The 22,310-nt window shown below is 67.0% G+C and carries 20 protein-coding genes and 1 tRNA gene; 12 read left to right on the top strand and 9 right to left on the bottom strand.

Going from position 1 to position 22,310, the window contains the following annotated elements; genetic code table 11:
• Nucleotides 1-126 precede the first annotated feature (126 nt).
• Together glnA and OB2597_RS07905 are read right to left on the bottom strand one after the other, a co-directional pair.
• Nucleotides 127-1,530, bottom strand: a complete 1,404-nt coding sequence (gene glnA / locus OB2597_RS07910; protein ID WP_009805018.1) for a type I glutamate--ammonia ligase — start codon at nucleotides 1,528-1,530, stop codon at nucleotides 127-129.
• Between the two features lie 28 nt (nucleotides 1,531-1,558).
• A complete protein-coding gene (locus tag OB2597_RS07905) occupies nucleotides 1,559-1,897 on the bottom strand; it encodes a P-II family nitrogen regulator (protein ID WP_009805017.1) in 339 nt (112 codons plus the stop codon).
• Between the two features lie 160 nt (nucleotides 1,898-2,057).
• Here OB2597_RS07905 and OB2597_RS07900 point away from each other — a divergent pair, with 160 nt between their 5' ends.
• Nucleotides 2,058-3,755, top strand: a complete 1,698-nt coding sequence (locus tag OB2597_RS07900; RefSeq protein WP_009805016.1) for a bifunctional ADP-dependent NAD(P)H-hydrate dehydratase/NAD(P)H-hydrate epimerase — start codon at nucleotides 2,058-2,060, stop codon at nucleotides 3,753-3,755.
• Nucleotides 3,756-3,813: 58 nt separating this feature from the next.
• Here the strand turns inward: OB2597_RS07900 and OB2597_RS07895 are convergent, their stop codons facing one another.
• Nucleotides 3,814-4,302 carry a Hint domain-containing protein gene (locus OB2597_RS07895; protein WP_009805015.1) on the bottom strand — a complete coding sequence of 163 codons (489 nt, stop codon included), beginning with the start codon at nucleotides 4,300-4,302 and terminating at the stop codon, nucleotides 3,814-3,816.
• A gap of 248 nt (nucleotides 4,303-4,550) precedes the next feature.
• Here OB2597_RS07895 and OB2597_RS07890 point away from each other — a divergent pair.
• The 3 genes from OB2597_RS07890 (at nucleotide 4,551) to OB2597_RS07880 (ending at nucleotide 6,650) form a co-directional block, all read left to right on the top strand.
• Nucleotides 4,551-4,634, top strand: a tRNA-Leu gene (locus tag OB2597_RS07890).
• A gap of 204 nt (nucleotides 4,635-4,838) precedes the next feature.
• On the top strand, nucleotides 4,839-6,167 hold the full coding sequence (gene tig / locus OB2597_RS07885; RefSeq protein WP_009805014.1) for a trigger factor: 1,329 nt from the start codon (nucleotides 4,839-4,841) through the stop codon (nucleotides 6,165-6,167).
• A 132-nt stretch (nucleotides 6,168-6,299) separates the two neighbouring features.
• A complete protein-coding gene (locus OB2597_RS07880; protein ID WP_009805013.1) occupies nucleotides 6,300-6,650 on the top strand; it encodes a hypothetical protein in 351 nt (116 codons plus the stop codon).
• A 3-nt stretch (nucleotides 6,651-6,653) separates the two neighbouring features.
• On the opposite strand, the gene OB2597_RS07875 is transcribed toward OB2597_RS07880, so the two are convergent.
• Complete coding sequence (locus OB2597_RS07875) at nucleotides 6,654-7,334, bottom strand: tyrosine-protein phosphatase (RefSeq protein ID WP_040609200.1); 681 nt, start codon at nucleotides 7,332-7,334, stop codon at nucleotides 6,654-6,656.
• 114 nt (nucleotides 7,335-7,448) lie between these two features.
• On the opposite strand from OB2597_RS07875, the gene OB2597_RS07870 reads away from it, so the two are divergent.
• Both OB2597_RS07870 and OB2597_RS07865 read left to right on the top strand, forming a co-directional pair.
• A complete protein-coding gene (locus OB2597_RS07870) occupies nucleotides 7,449-7,865 on the top strand; it encodes a DUF1330 domain-containing protein (protein WP_040609609.1) in 417 nt (138 codons plus the stop codon).
• A gap of 99 nt (nucleotides 7,866-7,964) precedes the next feature.
• The gene (locus OB2597_RS07865; RefSeq protein ID WP_009805010.1) at nucleotides 7,965-8,777 is read left to right on the top strand and encodes a glycosyltransferase; all 813 of its coding nucleotides are present in this window, start codon (nucleotides 7,965-7,967) and stop codon (nucleotides 8,775-8,777) included.
• A 59-nt stretch (nucleotides 8,778-8,836) separates the two neighbouring features.
• On the opposite strand, the gene rplI is transcribed toward OB2597_RS07865, so the two are convergent.
• The 3 genes from rplI to rpsF are packed head-to-tail and all read right to left on the bottom strand — an operon-like array spanning nucleotide 8,837 to nucleotide 10,089.
• Complete coding sequence (rplI, locus tag OB2597_RS07860; protein WP_009805009.1) at nucleotides 8,837-9,463, bottom strand: 50S ribosomal protein L9; 627 nt, start codon at nucleotides 9,461-9,463, stop codon at nucleotides 8,837-8,839.
• Nucleotides 9,464-9,475: 12 nt separating this feature from the next.
• The gene (rpsR, locus tag OB2597_RS07855) at nucleotides 9,476-9,703 is read right to left on the bottom strand and encodes a 30S ribosomal protein S18 (protein ID WP_009805008.1); all 228 of its coding nucleotides are present in this window, start codon (nucleotides 9,701-9,703) and stop codon (nucleotides 9,476-9,478) included.
• A gap of 29 nt (nucleotides 9,704-9,732) precedes the next feature.
• Nucleotides 9,733-10,089 carry a 30S ribosomal protein S6 gene (rpsF, locus tag OB2597_RS07850; RefSeq protein ID WP_009805007.1) on the bottom strand — a complete coding sequence of 119 codons (357 nt, stop codon included), beginning with the start codon at nucleotides 10,087-10,089 and terminating at the stop codon, nucleotides 9,733-9,735.
• Nucleotides 10,090-10,827: 738 nt separating this feature from the next.
• On the opposite strand from rpsF, the gene fabD reads away from it, so the two are divergent.
• From fabD to OB2597_RS07830, 3 genes are all read left to right on the top strand, one after another.
• The gene (fabD, locus tag OB2597_RS07840) at nucleotides 10,828-11,769 is read left to right on the top strand and encodes an ACP S-malonyltransferase (RefSeq protein WP_009805005.1); all 942 of its coding nucleotides are present in this window, start codon (nucleotides 10,828-10,830) and stop codon (nucleotides 11,767-11,769) included.
• An 88-nt stretch (nucleotides 11,770-11,857) separates the two neighbouring features.
• Nucleotides 11,858-12,595: a 3-oxoacyl-[acyl-carrier-protein] reductase gene (fabG, locus tag OB2597_RS07835; RefSeq protein WP_009805004.1), complete on the top strand. Its 738-nt coding sequence runs from the start codon at nucleotides 11,858-11,860 to the stop codon at nucleotides 12,593-12,595.
• A complete protein-coding gene (locus OB2597_RS07830) occupies nucleotides 12,595-13,458 on the top strand; it encodes a DMT family transporter (protein WP_009805003.1) in 864 nt (287 codons plus the stop codon). The genes fabG and OB2597_RS07830 overlap by 1 nt, the downstream gene beginning before the upstream one ends.
• Before the next feature lie 60 nt (nucleotides 13,459-13,518).
• Here OB2597_RS07830 and OB2597_RS07825 read toward each other — a convergent pair whose 3' ends face one another.
• Both OB2597_RS07825 and OB2597_RS07820 read right to left on the bottom strand, forming a co-directional pair.
• Nucleotides 13,519-17,094: an efflux RND transporter permease subunit gene (locus tag OB2597_RS07825; protein WP_009805002.1), complete on the bottom strand. Its 3,576-nt coding sequence runs from the start codon at nucleotides 17,092-17,094 to the stop codon at nucleotides 13,519-13,521.
• Entirely contained in the window at nucleotides 17,091-18,413 is a 1,323-nt protein-coding gene (locus tag OB2597_RS07820; protein WP_009805001.1) for an efflux RND transporter periplasmic adaptor subunit, read from the bottom strand. Before OB2597_RS07820 ends, OB2597_RS07825 begins: the two co-directional genes overlap by 4 nt.
• Before the next feature lie 229 nt (nucleotides 18,414-18,642).
• On the opposite strand from OB2597_RS07820, the gene OB2597_RS07815 reads away from it, so the two are divergent.
• The 3 genes from OB2597_RS07815 to der are packed head-to-tail and all read left to right on the top strand — an operon-like array spanning nucleotide 18,643 to nucleotide 22,261.
• A complete protein-coding gene (locus OB2597_RS07815; RefSeq protein ID WP_040609196.1) occupies nucleotides 18,643-19,317 on the top strand; it encodes a hypothetical protein in 675 nt (224 codons plus the stop codon).
• Between the two features lie 40 nt (nucleotides 19,318-19,357).
• Nucleotides 19,358-20,722 (top strand): PQQ-like beta-propeller repeat protein, encoded by a 1,365-nt coding sequence (locus tag OB2597_RS07810; protein WP_009804999.1) that lies wholly within the window; start codon nucleotides 19,358-19,360, stop codon nucleotides 20,720-20,722.
• Nucleotides 20,723-20,776: 54 nt separating this feature from the next.
• On the top strand, nucleotides 20,777-22,261 hold the full coding sequence (der, locus tag OB2597_RS07805; RefSeq protein WP_009804998.1) for a ribosome biogenesis GTPase Der: 1,485 nt from the start codon (nucleotides 20,777-20,779) through the stop codon (nucleotides 22,259-22,261).
• Nucleotides 22,262-22,310: the final 49 nt, after the last annotated feature.

Here is a 22,310-nt window from a genome sequence, read left to right as displayed (position 1 = left end):
TCGCGACGTCTTGTTCCGACCGTATGGGCGCGACACCGATCCTGGTCTTCGGCCGGCCGGCAGGTGCCGAACGGAAACGGGCGCCCCCTCTGGGGCGCCCGTCGGTTACCGGCATGTCCTGATGGATCAGCAGGAATAATACAGGAAGAACTCGGCCGGGTGCGGCGTCATCTCGTAGGTTTCGATCTCTTCCATCTTGAGATCGATGTAGCCGCCGATCTGGTCCTTGGTGAAGACATCGCCGGCCAGCAGGAAGTCCATGTCGGCCTCGAGTTCGGCCATCGCCTCGCGCAGCGATCCGCAGACGGTCGGGATGTCGGCCAGCTCTTCGGGCGGCAGGTCGTAGAGGTTCTTGTCCATGGCTTCGCCCGGATCGATCTTGTTCTTGATCCCGTCGAGACCGGCCATCAGCAGGGCCGAGAAGCAGAGGTACGGGTTTGCGGACGGATCGGGGAAACGGGCCTCGACGCGCTTGGCCTTGGGGGATTCGGTCCAGGGGATGCGCACGCAGCCCGAGCGGTTGCGGGCCGAATAGGCGCGCAGGACGGGGGCCTCGAAGCCCGGCACCAGGCGCTTGTACGAGTTGGTCGCCGGGTTGGTGAAGGCGTTCAGCGCCTTGGCGTGCTTGAGGATGCCGCCGATGTACCACAGCGCCTCCTGGCTGAGGTCGGCGTACTTGTCGCCGGCGAAGAGCGGCTTGCCGTCCTTCCAGATCGACATGTTCACGTGCATCCCCGAGCCGTTGTCGCCCTTGAGCGGCTTGGGCATGAAGGTGGCCGAACGGCCGTAGGCATGCGCCACGTTGTGGATGACGTACTTGTACTTCTGCAGCTCGTCGGCCTGTTTGGTCAGGCTGTCGAAGATCAGGCCCAGCTCGTGCTGCGAGGTCGCGACCTCGTGGTGGTGCTTGTCGACCTTCATGCCGAGGCGTTTCATGGTCGACAGCATCTCGGAGCGGATGTCCTGGCCGTCGTCCGAGGGGTTCACCGGGAAATAGCCGCCCTTGTAGGTCGGGCGATGGCCCAGGTTGCCCATTTCGAATTCGGCGTCTGTGTTCCAGGCGGCGTGATCGGCATCGACCTCGAAGGAGACCTTGTTCGGCGCCATGGAATATTTCACGTCGTCGAAAAGGAAGAATTCCGCTTCGGGGCCGAAGAAGGCCTGATCGCCGATCCCGGAGGACTTGAGGTAGGCCTCGGCCTTTTCGGCGGTGCCGCGCGGGTCGCGGTCATAGGCCTCGCCGGTGTCCGGCTCGACCACCGAACAATGCACGGCGACGGTCTTCTCGGCATAGAAGGGATCGATATACGCGCTGTCCAGATCCGGCATCAGCTTCATGTCGGAGGCTTCGATGGACTTCCAGCCCGCGATCGAGGAGCCGTCGAACATGAAGCCCTCTTCGAGGAAATCCTCGTCGACCTGGTCTTCCATCACCGTCACGTGCTGAAGCCTGCCGCGGGGATCGGTGAAGCGGATGTCAACGTAGGCCGCCTCCTCGTCCTTGATGAGTTTGAGAACCTTGTTGCTCATTCCCGTTTTCCTTCTTTCTGGAATGTCCTTAGAGCGCGTCCGAACCGGATTCACCGGTACGGATGCGGATCGCCTGTTCGATGGAGGAGACGAAGATCTTGCCGTCGCCGATCTTCTCGGTCTTGGCGGCGTCGACGATCGCCTCGATGGCGCCGTCAACCTGGTCGTCGTCCAGGACGACCTCGATCTTCACCTTGGGCAGGAAATCCACGACGTATTCGGCGCCACGGTAAAGTTCCGTATGGCCCTTCTGACGCCCGAACCCCTTCACTTCGATCACGGAAAGACCCTGGATACCGAATTCCTGCAGGGCTTCCTTGACCTCATCAAGCTTGAAGGGCTTGATGATCGCCTCGAGTTTCTTCATGTCGCGGAACTCCTCACTAATCCCTCGGGGGGTGTCAGACCATGATCGCCCGACACTCACAATTGACGAGGCCGAGGTTGGTCGAAATGCCGGGACAGGGAAAGGGGGAGGCGCCGTTTTTTGTGCAGTGCGATGAAATTATGGGCGGTTTGAAAACTTCATGACCGAATTGCTGACCTCGGCGCAGATGCGCGACATCGAAGGGCGGGCCATCGACAGCGGCGCGGTGACCGGACTGGAGCTGATGGAGCGGGCCGGGCGGGGCGTCGTTGATGCCGTTCTGTCGCACTGGCCGCAGCTGCTGCAACAGCGGGGGCCGGGCGCCGCGGGGTCGTCGCACGCCAAGGACGCAGGGTTCTTTGCCGGTCGGCGGGCGGTGGTGCTCTGCGGACCGGGTAACAACGGCGGCGACGGCTATGTCGTCGCGCGGCTGCTGCACGAGATGGGGTGGCAGGTGACGGTGCTGGGCCTGGGCGATCCCGAGCGGTTGCCGCCGGATGCGCGCGAGAATTGCGAGCGCTGGCGCCGGTCGGGCCAGGTGGCCGCGCTGACGCTGGACGCGCTCAGGGCGGCGACAGGCGGGCCGAGGCAGGCGGATCTGCTGATCGATGCGCTCTTCGGGACCGGGGCCACGCGGCCCGTGACCGGCGCGGCCCGCGCGGTGCTGGACCACCTCGGGGATGCGGGCGCGCCTTCTGCGCCGGTGGTCTGCATCGACGCGCCCTCGGGGATGTGCCTGGATTCCGGACGGATACTCGGCGCCCCCGGCGGATACGGGGCAGGCCGGGGATTCGCCGCGCTGACCGTCACCTTCGACAGCCCGAAGATCGGGCATATGATCGGCGACGGACCCCGGCTGTGCGGGGCGCTGCAGGTGATCGACATCGGGCTGGAGCCCTGGCGGACCACAGGAGCCCCGCAATCCGGCGAGGCGCGCCCGATCCGCTGCAAGCTGGTCGGGCCGCGCCTGGTCGCGGACCGCCGGGACACCTGGCAGCCGGCCCGGGTGCTGGGCAAGCGGGACCACGCGGCGCACAAGTTCGACCACGGGCATTGCGTCGTTCTCAGCGGCGGCGCGGCGCGGACCGGGGCCGCGCGCCTGGCGGCGCGGGCGGCGCTGCGCGCTGGGGCCGGGCTGGTGACGCTGGCGACGCCGCCGGATGCCGTGGCCGAGGTCGCGGCGCAGAGCACGGCGGTGATGGTGCGCGAAGTGCCGGATGCGGAAGCGTTGCGGCGGATGCTGGAGGACGACCGGATCGTCTCGGTCTGCCTCGGCCCCGGGCTGGGGGTCGGGGCGGCGACGCGCGATCTGGTCGCGGCGGCACTGGAGACGGACAAACGCGTGGTGCTGGACGCGGATGCGCTGACCGCCTTCGCCGAGGCGCCCGCGGCGCTCTACGATCTCGTGCGCGAGGATCGCGTGGTCCTGACGCCGCACGGGGGCGAGTTCAAGCGCCTGTTTCCCGATGTCGCGGAACGGTGGACGGCGTCGGAGGCCACAAGCGGTCCGGCCTTTTCCAAGGTGGACGCGGCGCGCGAGGCGGCCGCGCTCTCCCGGGCCGTGGTCCTGCTGAAAGGGGCCGACACGGTCATCGCAGCGGCCGGCGGAGAGGCGGCGGTCCATGCCGCGGTGCGCGACCGCTCGGCGCCCTGGCTGGCGACCGCCGGCGCGGGCGATGTGCTGTCGGGGATCATCGCGGGGCTGATGGCGCGGGGGATCGGCGCGATGCAGGCCGCCGAATGCGGCGCCTGGCTGCACGTCGAGGCGGCTTTGGACTTCGGGCCCGGGATGATAGCCGAGGATCTGCCCGAGTGTCTGCCGGCCGTCTTTCGGCGGCTGGATGACGGTGACCGGTAACGAGACAGGGCCCGCCGTGGCGAGCCCCGTTGCAATCAGTCCGAAGAGCGGTGGCGGATCAGGAGGCCTGCGCGAGATCCCGGTCGGCCTTGGCGGCGACCTCGAGGCCGCCAGCATAGATGATGTGGTCGGTGTCGAAGACGAGTTCGTGGACGGTCATCACGCCCTTGCCCATGGCGCGGACATATTCGCCGTCGACCAGTTTGTCGGCGGTGACGAGGGCGGTCTTCTTGCCGAAGAGCGCCTCGGCACGCCAGTCGCGGATCAGTACCTCCTGGCCGGAGGGCACGGCGACGTCGTTCTCGGGACGGTTATGGCCGAGCGAGCCACCGGCGATGTGCACCACATCGCAGGTCACCTTGCGGGTGCGGACGGTCTTGAGCACGGCCATGCCGGTGTCGCGGGTGATCACACGGTCACCTGCGGTCAGAAATTCGACGGGCATCTCGCCATCCAGGGTCATGACCTTGGTTCCGGCGGCGATGCCGGTCACCAGCTCGGCCTTGGCCTTGTTTTGCTTGGCGATCGATACTTCGATGGTTTTCACGGGACTGCTCCCCTTGTCTGACTGCCTCTATGTTTTTGCACCAGATTAGGGCGAAATTTCGCCCGGTTCCAGATTTCTGTGCGGCATTGGGGCAAGAGGCGTCCGGTTTTCGCCACATTTGCCACGGTTCGCCGGACGGGCAGGGGACGGGGGCATCGTGACCAGACGGATAAAGCGTGAATGCGGCAGGGGCATGGCGCGATTCCCTCTCGCATCGATCCGGGGCTTTTGCTATTCAGCGCGTCACTGCGGGTGTGGCGGAATTGGTAGACGCACCAGATTTAGGTTCTGGCGCCTTTGGCGTGGGGGTTCGAGTCCCTTCACCCGCACCACCACTCTTTCCCAGATCGGCGGTCCCGTTCCCTCTCGCGGGGCGGCGCGGCCGCGGTTTCGCGCCGGCGCCGGTACAAATCGCGCGCGCAGGCGGGGCAAATGCCCCGAACCGCCTTGCGCCGCGGCGTTGCGCCCCATAGAAGGGCGCCTGATTTGGCCCCCGCGCGCGGGCGGCCCGTGGACGTTATGGAAGGACGCAACAGATGCAGGTCACCGAGACCCTGAACGAAGGCCTCAAGCGCGGATATCAGATCACCCTCCCTGCGAGCGAACTGGACGCCAAGGTGAACGAGAAGCTGGCCGAGGCGCAGCCGCAGGTCGAGATGAAGGGCTTTCGCAAGGGCAAGGTGCCGATGGCGCTGCTCAAGAAGCAGTTCGGCCCCCGGATCCTGGGCGAGGCCATGCAGGAAGCCGTCGACGGCGCCATGTCCGAGCATTTCGAACAGACCGGCGACAAGCCCGCCACGCAGCCCGACGTGCAGATGGTCGATGGCGAGAACTGGAAGGAAGGCGACGATGTCGTCGTCAACATGAACTACGAGGCCCTGCCAGAGATCCCCGAGGTCGAGCTCAAGGGCATCACGCTTGAAAAGCTGGTCGTCAAGGCCGAGGAGTCGGACGTCGACGAGGCCCTGCAGAACCTGGCCGAGAACGCGCAGGATTTCGACGCCAAGGACGGTGCGGCGGAAGACGGCGATCAAGTCGTCATGGATTTCGTCGGCAAGGTCGACGGCGAGGCTTTCGAGGGCGGCTCGGCCGAGGATTATCCTCTGGTGCTGGGGTCGAACTCGTTCATCCCGGGCTTCGAAGAGCAGCTGGTCGGCGCGACGGCCGGTGAGGAAAAGTCCGTGACGGTGACCTTCCCCGCCGAATACGGTGCCGAGCATCTGGCCGGCAAGGAGGCCACCTTCGATTGCACGATCAAGGAGGTGAAAGCCCCGGTCGCCGCCAAGATCGACGACGAACTGGCCAAGAAGTACGGCTCGGACGATCTCGCGGCGCTGCGCCAGCAGGTGGTGGAACGGCTCGAGGCGGAATATTCCGGCGCCGCGCGCGCGGTCATGAAGCGGCAGCTTCTGGACGAGCTGGACAAGGCCGTCAGCTTCGACCTGCCGCCGAGCCTGGTCGAGGCCGAGGCCAAGCAGATCGCGCATCAGCTGTGGCACGAGGAAAACCCGGACGTTCAGGGCCACGATCACCCCGAGATCGAGACCACCGAGGAACACACCAAGCTGGCCGAGCGCCGCGTGCGCCTGGGCCTGCTTCTGGCGGAACTCGGCCAGCGCGCCGAGGTCGAGGTGACCGATGCCGAGATGACCCAAGCGATCATGAACCAGGCGCGGCAGTATCCCGGCCAGGAACGCCAGTTCTTCGAATTCGTCCAGCAGAACGAACAGATGCGCCAGCAGCTGCGCGCGCCGATTTTCGAGGACAAGGTCGTCGACTATGTCTTCGAACTGGCGGATGTCTCCGAAAAGGAAGTCTCGAAGGACGATCTTCAGAAGGCCGTGGAAAAGCTCGAGGAAGAGTGATCGGCCTATCCGGTGCCGATTTTGGGGGCCGTCCTTCGGGGCGGCCCTTTTTCGTTCCGCCGCTCCGATGGCCTGCGGGCTGGTCACCCGCAGCGGCGCACTGCTAGGATCGCCGAAACCGGAGAGCCCCGCGTGAGACTGCCTGCCTGTCTGCTGATGCTGCTGATCGCCCTGGCGTCGCCGCTCGATGCCGAGGGGCGGCGCGCGGCGGTGAGCGGCGACACGATCATGCTGGACGGTGTCACCGTGCGGCTCAAGGGCATCGAATGCCCGCCGATGACCACCGACGAGGGCCGGGAGGCGCAGCGGATCGTGCAGATGATGCTGCATGCCCGGGTCCTGCACTGCGCCTACGAGCAGCTGCCGGATGGAACACACGAAGGCGACTGTCTCTATCGCGCCTCCCGCTCGACGCCGGTTTCGCGCTCCATGGTGGTCGAGCTGGAAAAGCGCAACCTCTGCCTGAGATACGGCCGGACCTGACGCTCAGCGCCGGGTCGCGTCGAATTCGGCCTGGAGGGCGGCGGGATCGTATTCGGTGACCAGCCACTCCTCGAAACCGATGCCCGAGCGGCTGTGTGCCCGGGCGTAGCTTTCCAGAAAATGGTCCAGCACACCGGTCATCGAACTGCGGAAATGCAGGAACCGACGCGACAGCATCTTCCGCGCGATATCCGCCGGCTGCCCCTCGATCACCAGGAGGTAGAGCGCCGAGACGAGGCCCGCCCGGTCGGCGCCGGACTTGCAGTGAAACAGCAGGGGCCGTTCGGCCTGCCGCAGCACGGCCAGCACCTGCTGGATCGGTTCGACCTGGGGCGCGCGCCGGGCATCGAGGCGGACGGCGTGCAGTCGGATGCCGTGCTCGGCGCAAAGCCGTTCCTCCCACCTGTAGGTCACGTTGTCCTCGGCGCCGCGCAGGTTGAGGATCGTCCGGATCCCCATGTCGCGATATCGGGTGAACCGCCGCTCGTTGGGGTGGTTCGACCGCCAGACCCCCGGCGCCACCTCGTGAAGATTGGTCCAGAGCTCGCGAAAGATGCCGTGATCGTTCCAGCGCACGAACCGTTCGACCGCCGGCCGGTCGGTCAGGTCGAGCAGGCGGCGGCTGATCCGCTGGTTCCGCATGCTGTACCAGTGCTGAATTCGGGGCCAGAGCCGTTCTGCCATATGCGCCTTTCCGGGATTTTCGGCCCCCTCATGTCGCCACGGGGCGGGCGCGTCAAGGGCGGTTGCCTGGCCTTCCGTTCCGGGCCACAGTCCGGGAAAGCCACGGAGGATATGATGACGCACACCGCATTCAGCAAGGAGAGCTTCAAGGAATTCCGCGAGAAAGAGCGCCCGGGGCCGATCCACATGCTGAACCTCGTCCGGCTGCGCGACAGGGCGGAGTACGAGGACGGCCGCGACGCCACGGGGGCCGAGGCCTATGCCGCCTACGGACGCGAGAGCCAGCCGGTGCTCGACCGGCTGGGCGGGCGCATCGTCTGGCGCGGACGAATGGAACACATGCTGATCGGCCCCTCGGACGAGCAATGGGATCTGTGCTTCATCGCCGAGTACCCCAGCGTGCAGGCCTTCGTGGACATGATCTTCGACCCCGAGTACCGCGAGGCGATGAAGCACCGCCAGGCGGGCTGTTCCGACAGCCGGCTGATCCGGATGGAACCGCTGGATACCGGCGCCAATTTCGCCGAGTGACCGGGCGGCCACGGGCGCCGACGTCTGCAACCGCAGGGTGCTGACAGGGCGGCGGTTCCGTGGCAGGTTCCGGCGCAGACGACCGACAGGCAGGTTCCCGTGATCCCGATCGTGCAGATGCGCTATTCCTATTTCGGCGAATCCGGCTGGCGGTCGGATGCGTCGAAAGCCAAGGAGATGCTGTTCGCGCCGGAGCGATTGGAAAAGCGCTTCGACCTGTTCCAAAAATTCGCCGGACAGTCCCTGAGATTGCAGGAGGATACCGGCTTTCACCTGGCGATCCTGACAGCCGAGGACCTGCCCCGGAACCATCTGAAGACGCTTGCCGACTATGTCGGCGACCATTTCGGGGATCGGGGCGCGGTATTGGCGCGGCCGCCGGGCAAGGCGTTCCGGCATTTCATCCAGCACAACCGGAGCCACTTTCCCGCCGGTTCGACGATGATGCAGATCGTGCTCGACGACGACGATGCGCTCTCGACCGACTTCATAGCGCGCTTGCGGGACGAGGCCGCGCACTTCCGCACCCGGCTTCCGAACGAGGCGCGGCGCTTCTTCGTCTCGTTCTCCAAGGGGGTGAGCGTCGTCTATCGGGATGACGAGGAGACGCCCCGCCTGTTCCGGCGCGATATGCCCTACACCAACCTCGGGCTCACGCTGGTCTCGCCCATCGAGGATCGGGCCAATCCCTATTCCGTGGCGCACAAGAAGGTCGCCCGGCGGTTCCCCAGCCTCGTTTACAACGACCTCAGGGCCTATTACCTGAGGGTCGTGCATGGCGGAAACGATAGCCGGGCGATGTTCGACGAGGAACAGCCCGTGAATGCCGATGATCTTCCCAGGCTGGCGGCGCGATTTCCCATGCTCCGCGACGTGCTGGGCGATACGGCGGCGGGGGTGGCCGCGCAATAGGGCGCAAAAAAGGCCGCGCAGCGGAACTGCGCGGCCCTGTCCGGGGATACCTCGAGGGATTACCGGTCGTTTTCGTCCGGCGTGTCCTGCGGCTCGACGATCGGCGCGGGCTGATCCTCGTCGTCCGAGGCGGCCGAGCCGATGTCGTCGAAGAGTTCCGAGATCTCGAATTCGGCCGCGGCTTCTTCTTCGGCTGCGGCGTCCTGGATGGACTTGCCGGAGGCCTGGATCTCGGCTTCCTCGGGCGACCGTGCGACGTTCAGGGTGATCTGAACCTCGACCTCGGGGTGCAGGTAGATGTCCACCGTGTGCAGGCCCAGTTCCTTGATCGGCAGCGGGATGATGACCTGCTTGCGCTCGACCGAGTAGCCGGCCTCGGTGGTCACGGCGGCGACGTCGCGCGGCGTGACCGAGCCGTAGAGATTGCCGCCGTCCGATGCGGAGCGAATCACCACGAAGGTCTCGCCGTCGAGACGGGAGGCCAGCGCTTCGGCTTCTTTCTTGGTCTCGAGGTTCCGGGCCTCGAGCTGCGACTTCTGGTCTTCGAAGCGGGCGATGTTCTCTTTCGAGGCGGTCAGCGCCTTGCCCTGCAGCAGAAGGTAGTTGCGGGCATAGCCGGGCTTGACGGTGACGACGTCACCCATTTGGCCGAGCTTGGCGACGCGTTCGAGAAGAATGACTTCCATTGCTCTGGCTCCTTACTTGACGGCGTAGGGCAGCAGGGCGAGGAAGCGGGCGCGCTTGATCGCGCGTGCCAGTTCACGCTGCTTCTTCGCCGAGACGGCGGTGATGCGGGAGGGCACGATCTTGCCACGCTCGGAGATGTAGCGCTGCAGCAGCTTCGTGTCCTTGTAGTCGATCTTGGGCGCGTTCTCGCCGGAGAACGGGCAGACCTTGCGGCGGCGGAAAAACGGTTTTGCGGCCATGTGTTAGGTTCCTTTCCTCAGGCTTTCGATCAACGACGCTCGCGACGGCGGTCGTCGCGGTCTTCTTTCTTCTGCATCTGGATCGACGGGCCTTCGGCGTGTTCCTCGACCCGGATGGTCAGGACGCGCATCACGTCGTCGTGCAGCCGCATCAGGCGCTCCATCTCCTGGACGGCCGGCGCGGGCGCGTCGGACTTCAGGAAGGCATAGTGCCCCTTGCGGTTCTTGTTGATCTTGTAGGCCATCGTCTTGACGCCCCAGTACTCCTGCTCGACGAGCTTGCCGCCGTTGTCGGAGAGGACGGTGCCGAAATGTTCAATGAGGCCCTCGGCCTGCGCGTTGGAAAGATCCTGGCGCGCGATGAATACATGCTCATAGAGCGGCATGTGCGTTCCACTTCTGTCAGGGCGCGTTTCAAAGGCGGGCCAGATCCTTCCGCGGCCCGTCCACGAGAGTCCGCGCGGTTCATAACCTGTGCGGAAGGACGCGTCCCGATACAGCGGATCGCGCCCCGAGGCAAGGGGAACGGGCCCGTTTGCATCTCTGCAAGGGTGGGCTTGTCCCGCGCAGCCTCTCCCGGAAGAGGGATCGCCTTAATCGCGCCACATTTCACCCTATGATTGCATTCCAAGGCGCAAAGCCAAAGACCCCGCCAGGCTCCGGAGAGGGCTGGACGGTCGAACTCAGAAGGCGAGCAGGTGACTCACTCACACCAGTCGGTTCCGATCTCTTCGGGACGTATCTATTCTCCGGTCCATGCTGTCGAGACAGACCTGGACCGGTCTGTTATCGGTGACCGTTACGGGTTTCGTCTGCTCGCCGTTTTTCTCGTTGTCCTTTGCGTTCCCGCTGTTCTCCTGGTGTCCGAAACCGCCGGGATCGTGCTGGTTCTGGTGCTGGTTCCGCTGGTTCCCTTCGCGCTCGGGCGTACGATGCGGCAGCATCCGCCAGCGCCCGGTCCGCACCGCGATCCTTTCTGACCCGGCTCCACGCGGCACCGTACCTTCCGATCGCTGCACAGGCCCGGATCCGGGGCGTTCGGGACGCCCTGCGCCCCTTGCCGATGCATTGCCTTGCCGCCGTCGACGGGCTATGCCCGCGCGCAGACAGCAAGGGAGACCGCGATGAGCCGCGCATTCGTATTTCCGGGGCAGGGCGCCCAGACCATCGGCATGGGAAAAGCGCTGGCCGAGGCCTATCCCGCGGCCCGGGCGGTGTTCGACGAGGTGGATGACGCACTCGGAGAAAAGCTCTCGTCTCTGATCTGGGAGGGCGATCAGGAGACCTTGACGCTCACCCGGAACGCGCAGCCCGCCCTGATGGCGACCTCGCTGGCCGCGATCCGTGCGCTCGAGGCCGAAGGGGTCGAGATCACCGATGCGGCCTTCGTCGCGGGGCACTCGCTGGGGGAATATTCCGCGCTGGCTGCCGCCGGGTCGCTCAGCATCGCCGATGCGGCGCGCCTGTTGAGAACACGTGGCGCGGCCATGCAAGAGGCGGTGCCGGTCGGCGAAGGTGCCATGGCCGCGCTTCTGGGACTGGATTTCGACACTGCGCAGGCCGTGGCAGAGGAGGCGGCGCAGGGCGATGTCTGCCAGGCGGCGAACGACAACGACCCCTCGCAGGTGGTCGTCTCGGGCCACAGGGCTGCCGTGGAACGGGCGGTCGACATCGCCAAGGAGAAGGGCGCAAAGCGGGCGATGCTGCTGCCGGTCTCGGCCCCCTTCCACTGTGCGCTGATGGCCCCCGCCGCCGATGTGATGGCCCAGGCGCTGGACGAGGTGCCGATCGCCGCGCCGGCGGTGCCGCTGGTGGCGAACGTGCGGGCCGAGGCCGTCGATGATCCGGCAACGATCCGGGCGCTGCTGGTCGACCAGGTCACCGGCTCGGTGCGCTGGCGCGAGAGCGTGCTGTGGATGGCCGGGCAGGGCGTGTCCGAGGTCTGGGAGATCGGCGCCGGCAAGGCTCTGTCGGGCATGATCCGGCGGATCGACAAGACCCTGGCCTGCCGGGCGGTCGGCACGCCGGAGGACGTGGCCGCGGCGGCCGAAAGCCGCGCGGTCTGAACGGGCGGAGAGGTGGGATGGGGGGCGCTGCCCCCCATCCTGCGGACTCCCCCCGGGATATTTGGAGCAAGAAGAAAGGGATGGGCGGATGTTCGATCTGACGGGAAAGTCGGCGCTGGTGACCGGAGCGTCGGGAGGCATCGGGGGCGCGATCGCCCGGGCTCTTCATGATGCGGGGGCCACGGTCGGGCTGTCGGGAACGCGGGTCGAGCCGCTGGAGGCGCTTGCGGCCGAGCTGGGCGAGCGGGCGCATGTGCTGCCCTGCAACCTGGGCGATGCGGAGGCGGTCGAGGCGCTGCCGAAACAGGCGGTCGAGGCCATGGGAGGACTGGACATCCTGGTGAACAACGCCGGGATCACCAAGGACCAGATCTTCATGCGCATGTCCGACGAGGACTGGGCGCAGGTGATCGAGGTGAACCTGACCTCGACCATGCGGCTGTGCCGTGCGGTAATGCGGCCGATGATGAAGGCGAGATGGGGGCGGATCGTCAACATCTCGTCCATCGTCGGGGCCACGGGCAATCCCGGGCAGGTGAACTATGCCGCCTCGAAGGCCGGGATGGTCGGGATGACCAAGTCGATCGCCTACGAGGTCGCCTCGCGCGGGATCACGGCGAACTGCGTGGCGCCCGGCTTCATCGCGACGGCGATGACCGGGAAGCTGAACGACGACCAGAAGGCCAAGATCGACGCGCAGATCCCCGCCGGCCGCATGGGCGCGCCCGAGGAAATCGCGGCCGCGGTGCTGTATCTCGCCTCGCCCGAGGCGGGATACGTGACGGGATCGACCCTGCATGTGAACGGCGGCATGGCGATGCTCTGATGCGCCCGGAATGGGTGCTGATCGGTGTCACGTTCCTCTGGGGCGGGACATTCCTGGCGGTGCAGACGGCGCTTACCTGGTCGGGGCCCCTGTTCTTCGTCGGGTTGCGCTTTGCGCTCGCCGCCATCTGCCTCGGCGTGATCGCCGGGCGGCGGATGCTGCGGCTGACCCTGACCGAGATCCGGGCCGGCAGCTGGATCGGCCTGGCCATTGCGCTCGGCTACGGGATGCAGACCGTGGGGCTGCAATCCATCGCCTCGTCCAAATCCGCCTTCATCACCGCGCTCTACGTGCCGTTGGTGCCGATCCTGCAATGGATATTCCTGGGCCGTCCTCCGGGACCGCTGACATGGCTCGGCGTCGGGTTCGCGACCCTCGGACTGATGCTGATCGCAGGGCCCGAAGCCGGCGGGGTCGGTTTTTCGCCGGGCGAGCTGATCACGATCCTTTCGGTCTTCGCCATCGCGGGCGAGGTCATCCTGATCTCGCGTTTCGCGCAGCAGGTGGACGCGGCGCGGGTGACGGTGGTGCAGCTGGCCGTCGCCTCGCTTTTGGCGTTCACGGCCATGGGAGCCTCGGGCGAGGCGGTGCCGGCCTGGGACTGGCGGATCCTGGCCTTCGCCGGAGCGCTCGGCCTGGCAAGCGCGGCGATCCAGCTGGCGATGAACTGGGCGCAACGCAGCGTCACCGCCACGCGCTCGACCCTGATCTACGCGGGAGAGCCGGTCTGGGCGGCGATCATCGGCCGCCTTGCCGGAGAGGTGCTGGCCCTGAGCGCGGTGATCGGCGGCGGGCTGATCGTGCTGGGCATGGTGCTGGGAGAATGGCCGGCCCGAAGGCGGCCCGGCCGATTGGTGGAATGAGGGGCGGGGACATTCTCCCGTCAGGCCCGAGAATGACGATGGCGCAGGATGACTGGAAGGCTACTCCGCCGCGCGGAGGGGGGAGGTCTGGGGCCGGAGCGGATCCGCGTCCTCTTCAAGCGGCCAGATCAGTTCGGCATGGCGCGTGCGGCGAGCCTGGCGCCGCAGGGCCCAGTCCCGCGCCGCGCGCGACCCGCGGCCGAAGGACAGACGCGCGAGCAACTGCGCGAACCAGTGGACATAGGTCCAGAACCAGACGCGCACCGCCAGCAGCGACGGCGTCACCACCAGCGTCAGGACGGTTGCGACGCCCAGACCGAAGACCACGGCGGTGGCCAGCTGCTTCCACCAGAGCGCCGTCGGGCTGTCGATGGAATAGCCGCCGTTGAAGAAGTCGAGCGAGAGGCCGAACATCATCGGGGCAAGCCCCGCCATCGTGGTGATCGTGGTCAGCAGCACCGGGCGGATGCGGTCTTCGGCCGTGCGGATGATCGCTTCGATCCGGGGCATGTAGCGGGAATATTCCTGGAAGGTGTCGATCAGCACGATGTTGTTGTTCACCACGATCCCGGCCAGGGCCACGATCCCGGTGCCGGTCATGATGATCGAGAAGGTCTGGTCCATGACGAGCATCCCGATCAGCACGCCCGTCGTCGACAGCACCACGGCGAGCAGCACCAGCATCGAGTTGTAGACCGAGTTGAACTGCGCCAGCAGGATGATGAACATCAGCCCGAGCGCGCCGGCGAAGGCCTGGCCGAGGAAGGCCGAGGATTCCTCCTGGTCCGCCTGGTCGCCGGTCCATTCATAGGTGATGCCCGGCGGAAGGACGCCGCTGTCGAGCCAGTCGGTCAGACGCTCGATCCGTTCGTTGGCGGTGACGGGCACTTCGGTTTCCGATCCGTTCGGGCCGGGGACGGTCGTGCTCAATCCGTCGGTGATCGCCGCCTTGACGTCGTAGAAGCGCTTCTGGTCGACACGATCGATCTGGGCCAGTTTCGGCACCGGCTGCCAGGTGATGAAATTCGACAGCGGAACCAGCCCGTCCGTGGTCCTGACCTTCAGGGTCTCGAGGGTGGTGAGCACGCGGTCGCGTTCGGGCAGACGCACGCGGATCTCGATCTCCTCGTCCGAGCTGTCGACGCGCATCGTGTCGAGCAGCAGGCCGCGGGTGACGAGCTGGACCATGGCGCCGACGGTGGCGACATCGGCGCCGAAGCGTCCGGCCTTCTCGACATCCACGTCGATCTCCATGTCGTAGCCGGGCAGGGGCAGCGTATCCTCGATCAGGCGCAGTCCTTCGGTCTCTTCGAATTTCTGACGGGCCATACGGGTGGCGTCACGCAGCGGCCCGAAATCGTCGCCCTTGAGACGCAGATGCACCGGCTTGGCCGAGGCCGGCCCCATGTTGGGCGCGATGACCTCGACCTTGATCCCGGGGACGTCCTTGATGGCTTCGGTCAGCTCGGCGATGACGCGATCGCCGTCCAGCTCGGGCCGGTCCTTGCGGTCCTCCCACGGCACAATCTCGAGCTGGACCTGCCCGATCGTGTCGAGAGGGGGCTGCGCGCCGCCTGTGTTCGAGTTCAGGCCGCCGTCCCCGGCAAAGGCGAAGGCATTGAGCACGCCCGGGTGCTGCAGGACGATCTCCTCGACCTCGCGGACCAGCTCATCCTTCTGCTCGAGGCTGAGGTTGCCACGGGCGCGGACATAGACGATGGCCTGTTCGGGTTCGGATTCGACGAAGAACTCGGTCCCGTTGTTGTTCTCGCCGTAAGTCTGGAAGGTGACGGCGACAAAGCCGATGACCACCGCGACCACCACGAGCGGCATGACGGGATTGCCGGTCAGGGCCCTGATGAACCAGCCGAAGGCCGTGCGGCGGTGGCCCGAGCGAATGCGGTCGCGGCGCCAGGTGATCTTGGCCGCGCCGATGGCGACCGAGGCGGCGAAGGCCGAGAGGCAGAAGATCAGCGCACCGGGAATCAGGCCGAAGACGCCGGGGGCGACCGGATCGCCGCCGAAGAGATAGCCGGGGTTGATGGCCTGCATCGCGCCCACGAAGACACCGTAGAGCGTGACCGGCACGAGGGCGGCCCGGACCAGCCAGGGGCTGGCGCGGGTCAGTGCGGCGGACAGGCGCGTCAGCATCCGCGAAAAGCGGCCCGTGACGCCCCCCATGACCGGCAGATAGATCAGGGCGACGATCAGCGAGGCCGAGAGCACGAAGATCAGCGTGACCGGCAGCATCCCCATGAACTCGCCCGGTACGCCCGGCCAGAAGAGCATGGGCAGGAAGGCGCAGAGCGTCGTTGCGGTCGACGAGACGACGGGCCAGAACATCCGCTGCGCCGCCTCGACATAGGCGTGCATCGGGCCGGTGCCTTCCGAGATCCGCTTGTCGGCGTATTCCACCACCACGATCGCCCCGTCGACGAGCATGCCGACGGCAAGGATCAGGCCGAACATGACGATGTTCGAGATCGTGACACCCATCAGCCCCAGCAGGACGAAGCAGAGCAGGAAGGAGGTCGGGATGGCGAAACCGACCAGCAGCGCCGGCCGTGGACCGAGCGCGGCGAGCACCACGATCATCACCAGCGCGATGGCGGTCAGGACCGAGCCTTCGAGCTGGCTGACCATCGACCCGACCACGCGGCTCTGGTCGTTCGAGGTGCCGACATTGACCGCCGCCCGCAGTTCGTCCGGCCAGTTCTCCTGTTCCTCGGCGACCACGCGCTTCACCTCGGCCGCCGTGTCGATGAGGTTGAAGCCCTTGCGCTTGACCACCTGAAGCGCGGTGGTGCGTTCGCCGTTGAAGCGCGCAGTGCCCTCGCGGTCCTCGAAGGTCAGCCGGATCTGCGCCAGGTCGCCAAGCGTCACGACCCGGTCGCCATTGCGTTTGACGGGCAGGGAATAGATGTCCTGCGGCCCGTCGAAAGAGCCGGGTATCTTGATGGCGAAGGCGCCGTTCGGGTTCTCGATCTCGCCCGCCGCGATCAGCTGGTTGTTGTTGACCACGACATTGATCAGTTCGGCCGCGGTGACGTTGTAGCTTTCCAGCCGCAGCGGATCGATCACCACCTCGACCATCTCGTCGCGGTTGCCGGCAATCCCGGCCTCGAGCACGGAATCGATGCCTTCGACCGCCTCCTGCAGGTCCTTGATGACCCGCGCCATGGTGCGTTCCGGCACCTGGCCGGTCAGGTTGACGATGATGATCGGGAACTCGGAAAAGTTGATCTCGTTGATCGTGTATTTCTCGGCCCCTTCGGGAAAATTGCTTTCCGCCGTCGACATGGCGTCGCGCACATCGGCCATGATCTTGGTCTTGTCCCAGCCGAACTCGAACTCGAGCGCGACGCCCGCATAGCCTTCGGCCGCGGTCGAGGTCATCTTCTTGAGCCCGTCGAGGTCCTGAAGCTCGGTCTCCATCGGCTTGATCAGCAGCGTCTCGCTGTCGGCGGCCGAAATGCCGGGGAACTGGAGCGACACGAAGAGCGCCGGGATCTCGATATCCGGCTCGCCCTCCTTCGGCAGGGTCGCATAGGCCAGCGTTCCCGCCGTCAGCGACAGGACGATGAAGGCCAGCACCATGCGCGCGCGTGAGGCGGCCCAGTCGACGATGCCGGTCATTGCGTCTGGTCCCTCACGCTGGGATTCACCGGGACGCCGTCGATCACGTAATCCTGGCCGATGATGATGATCTGCGCCTCGTCCGGCGGGCCGTTGATCCAGGCGCCCTGGGTCGTGTCGCGCAGGATCGTCACCGGCTCGAACCCGGCGATGTTTCCGGGGCCGACCACCCGCACGCCGAGCGCGCCGTCATCGTTGAGGGTGAGGGCGGATTGCGGCACCAGGTGCGCCTTCGTGCCCGGGGCCGAAATGGCGATCTCGGCGGTCTGTCCGTCCCGGATCGCCAGATCGGGGTTCGGCACCTGGATCTCGACACGGAAGGTGCGGGTCTGCGGGTCGGCAGAGCGCGAGAGGAAAGTGACCTTGCCGGCAAGCTGCCCGCCTCCGGCGGCGAGACGCGCGCCGGCCTGCGCGCCGGTCTCGACCCGGTCGACCTCGGTCTCGGGAATGAATCCGACCAGTTTGATCGGGTCGAGCTGGATGATCGTGGCGCAGAGCCCGCCGTTCTGGAGCAGGGAGCCTATTTCGGCCGTGTCATGTTCCAGAAGCCCGCCGAAGGGGGCGTGGATCTTCGTGCGTTCGAGTTCGCGGCGGGTCGAGGCGACAGCGGCCTCGGCCGACCGGATGGCCGCCTGGGCCGTCGCCAGCCCGCTTTCGGCCTGGGCGAGCGCGGCCTCGGCCGACCGCTTGGCCGCCGCGGAGGACGCGACGCGCGTGTCCGAGGCAAAGCCGCCCTGCGAAAGTTTCTGGGCCGCGTTCTCGTTGATCTCGGCCTCGGCGACGCGGGCCTTGGCCTCTTCGACCCGGGCTTCGGCCGAGGGGACGGTGGCGCGGGCCTCTGCCAGCCGCGCCTCGGCCTCGGTCAGGCTGTCCTGGCGGGTGCCGGGGTCGAGTTCGCAGATCAGGTCGCCCTCGCTGACGCGGGCGCCCTTGCGGATCGGGTCGGAAACGACCGTGCCGGAGGTTTCCGCGCGCAGCTCGACGCTGCGGTCGGCTTCGGTCTGGCCACGCAGGACGACCGCGCCGTCGATCTCGCGCGCCTGCGACAGGATCGTCACGACGCGGACCGCCTCGGGTTCGGACGGCTCTCCGACCGTTGCGGCTTCGGCGGCGGGCCGGGCGTCGGTCACGGTCTCGTTGGCCACCGCCGCGGTCTGCACCGGCGCGTCGTCCCCCTCGGCCTCTTCTCCCCGCGCGATGGCGATCGCGGTGTCGAGACCCTCGCCCTGTGCGAAGGCCATGATCGCATCGCGCTGGATGACGATCGCGTAGAGGAATGCCGTCACGAGGATCGCGCTGAGTATGGGGATGATACGCATGGAACCCGTGTCCCTCGGCCGGATGTAAACCTGTTGACCCGACGTAGCGATCCTGCCCGTCGATACAAGAGGCTTCCAGGATGTTTCTGAACTGTACAGTTCAGATCGCCTTTTCTGCAACGCCGCATTTGGACGCGGCCCGCATTCCGAGGGCGGCGCGCGGCCGGGCACCCTTGGCACGTCCCGAGGGACGGGTTAAGACGGGCCGACCCGGACCAAGGAGCCTGTGTTGAGCCAATCGGATTCATTTATCGACGAAGTCAGCGAAGAAGTCCGTCGGGACAGATTGTTCGCGACTTTCAAGCGCTATGGCTGGATCGCGGTCCTCGTTATCCTGCTGATCGTCGGCGGCGCGGCGTGGTACGAATACGACCGGTCCCGCGAGACGGCGCAGGCCCGCGCCTTCGGCGACGCCATCCTGGCGGCGCTGGAGCAGGGCGAGCCGCTGGAACGCGCAACCGCGCTCAGCGCGATCGAGGCCGGAACGCCCGATGCACGGGCCGTCCGGGACATGCTCGAGGCCGGCGAACGCAGCACGGCGGGGGATCGCGAGGGGGCGCTGACCCTGCTGACGGGCGTGGCCGAGAACCCGGAGCTTCAGTTGATCTACCGGTCGCTGGCCAAGTTCCGCGCCCTGGCCCTGAGCACCGATGACATGGGTCCGGCCGAACGCCGTGCCGAATACGAGGATCTGGCCGGCGCGGGGTCGCCCCTGCGTCTGCTGGCCAAGGAACAGATCGCGGTGACCCATATCGAAGAGGGAAACCGGGACGAGGCCCTGCGCCAGCTGAACGCGATGCTGGACGAGGCGGGGATGACGCAGGACTTGCTTCGGCGGGTTTCTCAGTTGATTGTGTCGCTCGGGGGAACTCCGGGCGAAAATGGCGGCGCGGACACCGAATAGACCGCCGGATCACAAGGACAAGTTTTTGGGGGCGCAGCGCATGGAACTGCTTGCAGAGGCAACCGGACGCAGGTTCGGACTGGGAACGGCGCTGCGGGCGACGCTGGTCCTTTCGCTCGTGGCGCTGGCCGCCTGCAACGAGCCGGACAACATCCTGCCCGGCAAGCGCGAAAGCGTCGACGCCATCCTGAGCGACGTGCCGGGCGATGTACCGGAGGAAGAGTTCGAGAACCGCAGCGCACCGGTTGCGGTCCCGCCGGCGCGCACCAACGCCTCCTGGCCGCAACGCCACGGAACGCCGGCCACGCGGGTCGGGAACGCGGCCCTGTCGGCCAGGCCGTCGCTGATCTGGTCGGCGAACATCGGCGCGGGCGACAGCCGCAAGGCGCGCATCACCGCCGACCCGGTGGTGGCCGGGGGCCGGGTCTTCGCGCTCGACAGCGCCGCCAGGGTGACGGCCGTGACGACCGCCGGCGCGACCGTCTGGAACCGCGACCTGACACCGCCGAACGACCGCAGCGGCGACGCGACCGGGGGCGGGCTGGCCTATGGCGACGGCAAGCTGTTCGTGACCACCGGATTCGGTCTGCTGACCGCGCTGGACCCCGCCACGGGTCAGATCCTCTGGGAACAGGACCTCGACGCCAGCGGCACCGGCTCTCCGACCGTGGCGGGCGATCTGGTCTACGTCGTCTCGGGCGACGCGACGGCCTGGGCCATCGACACGGCGAACGGCCGGGTCCGCTGGCAGATGTCGGCAACGCCCAGCCGGAACAACCTGCTGGGCGGCCCCGCACCGGCGGTGACTGACGACCTGGTCATCTTCGCGCATTCCTCGGGCGAGGTTCAGGCGGTCACGGGCACGGGCGGCGTCCAGACCTGGGGCGCGCTCGTGGCCGGGCGCCGGCCGAACTTTGCCAAGTCGGTGGTGGGCGACATCTCCGGCGATCCGGTGGTCGCGGGCGGACGGGTCTATGTCGGGGTCCAGTCGGGCGTGACCGTGGCGCTGGATGCCGAGACCGGAGAACGCCTCTGGTCGGTGCAGGAGGGTGCGATGTCGCCGGTCTGGGCGGTCGGGGACGGGGTCTTCCTGATGTCCGACCTCAACGAGATCGTGCGCGTCTCGGCAGAAACCGGCGAACGTGTCTGGGCGCATGAACTGCCGCTCTTCGTCAAGGACCGGCCGCGGCGCCAACGCGAGGTGCATGCCCATTACGGCCCCATCCTTGCAGGCGGACGGCTGGTCGTCGCATCGAGCGACGGGCTCTTGCGGATCTTCGACCCGGCCTCGGGCGAGGTCGCCGGGCAGGTCGAGATTCCCGGCGGAGCGACCTCGAACCCGGTGGTCGCGGGCGGAACGCTTTATGTCGTGTCGCAGCGGGGGCAATTGCTGGCTTTCCGTTGATGCCGGAATGGGGTATCGGGGCGGCTTTCGCCCCAGAATGTCGGATCGAAGCGGATGTCCTTTACCCTCGCCATTGTCGGACGGCCCAATGTCGGCAAGTCCACGCTGTTCAACCGGCTCGTCGGAAAGAAGCTCGCGCTGGTCGACAACCAGCCCGGCGTGACCCGTGACCTGCGCGAAGGCGATGCCCGGCTGGGCCACCTGAAGTTCACCGTGATCGACACGGCCGGGCTGGAAGAGGCGACGGACGAGAGCCTTCAGGGCCGTATGCGCAAGCTGACCGAGCGCGCGGTCGGCATGGCCGATGTCTGCCTCTTCGTCATCGACGCCCGAGTCGGGGTGACCCCGGCGGATCACGTCTTTGCCGACATCCTCCGCAAACGCTCGGCCCATGTGATCCTGGCCGCGAACAAGGCCGAGGGCCGCGCCGGAGAGGCCGGGCTTTTCGAGGCCTACGAACTGGGGCTGGGCGAGCCGCTGCGCCTCTCGGCCGAACATGGCGAGGGCATGGGCGAGCTGATCGAGGTGCTGGACCCGTTGGCCGAGGCCTACGCCGCGCGGGAACGCGAAGCGGCCGCGCGCATTGCGGATGCGGGGCTGACGCCCGAGACCGATACCGATGTGGACGAGGAACCCGAAGAGGACGAAAGCTGGCGGCCGTCGGACGCCCGGCCGCTTCAGGTCGCGGTGGTGGGACGGCCGAACGCGGGCAAGTCCACGCTTATCAACCGGATCCTGGGCGAGGAACGGCTGCTGACCGGGCCCGAGGCAGGCATCACCCGCGACTCGATCTCGCTGCGGCTGGATTGGGAGGGGCTGCCCGTCCGGTTGTTCGACACGGCCGGGATGCGCAAGCGGGCCAAGGTGCAGGACAAGCTGGAAAAGCTGTCTGTCTCGGACGGGTTGCGGGCCGTCAAGTTCGCCGAAGTGGTCGTGGTGCTGCTGGACGCCGCCATCCCCTTCGAACAGCAGGATCTGCGGATCGCCGATCTGGCCGAGCGCGAGGGGCGGGCCGTCGTGGTCGCCGTGAACAAGTGGGATCTCGAGGACGACAAGCAGGGCAAGCTGCGCGACCTGCGCGAGTCCTTCGAGCGGCTTCTGCCGCAGCTTCGGGGCGCGCCGCTGGTAACGGTCTCGGCACGGACGGGGCGGGGGCTGGACCGGCTGCGGACGGCCATCGTTTCGGCGCACGAGACCTGGAACCGCCGGATCTCCACCGCCAAGCTGAACCGGTGGCTGACGGGAATGCTGGAACAGCATCCGCCGCCGGCGCCGGGGGGCAAGCGGATCCGCCTGCGCTACATGACGCAGGCCAAGACCCGGCCGCCCGGCTTCGTGGTCATGTGCTCGCACCCGCAGGACGTGCCGGACAGCTATTCGCGATACCTGGTGAACGGGCTGCGGACCGATTTCGACATGCCGGGCACGCCGATCCGGCTCTACATGCGGTCGCAATCCGACCAGAACCCCTACAAGGGCCGCAAGAAATCGACGCCGTCGCGGCTGCGCAAGCACCTCGGCAAAGGCAAGCCCGGCTGAGGCGCTGCACGCGGCACTGGAGGCTCGAACAGCCTGGCCTGACCGGGCA

Origin of the sequence: Pseudooceanicola batsensis HTCC2597 (genome assembly GCF_000152725.1) — a bacterium.
In the GTDB taxonomy this organism is placed as follows: Bacteria; Pseudomonadota; Alphaproteobacteria; order Rhodobacterales; family Rhodobacteraceae; genus Pseudooceanicola; species Pseudooceanicola batsensis.
The sequence above is the reverse complement of the archived record's forward strand: the minus strand, read 5'-3'. Positions and strand labels throughout refer to the sequence as shown.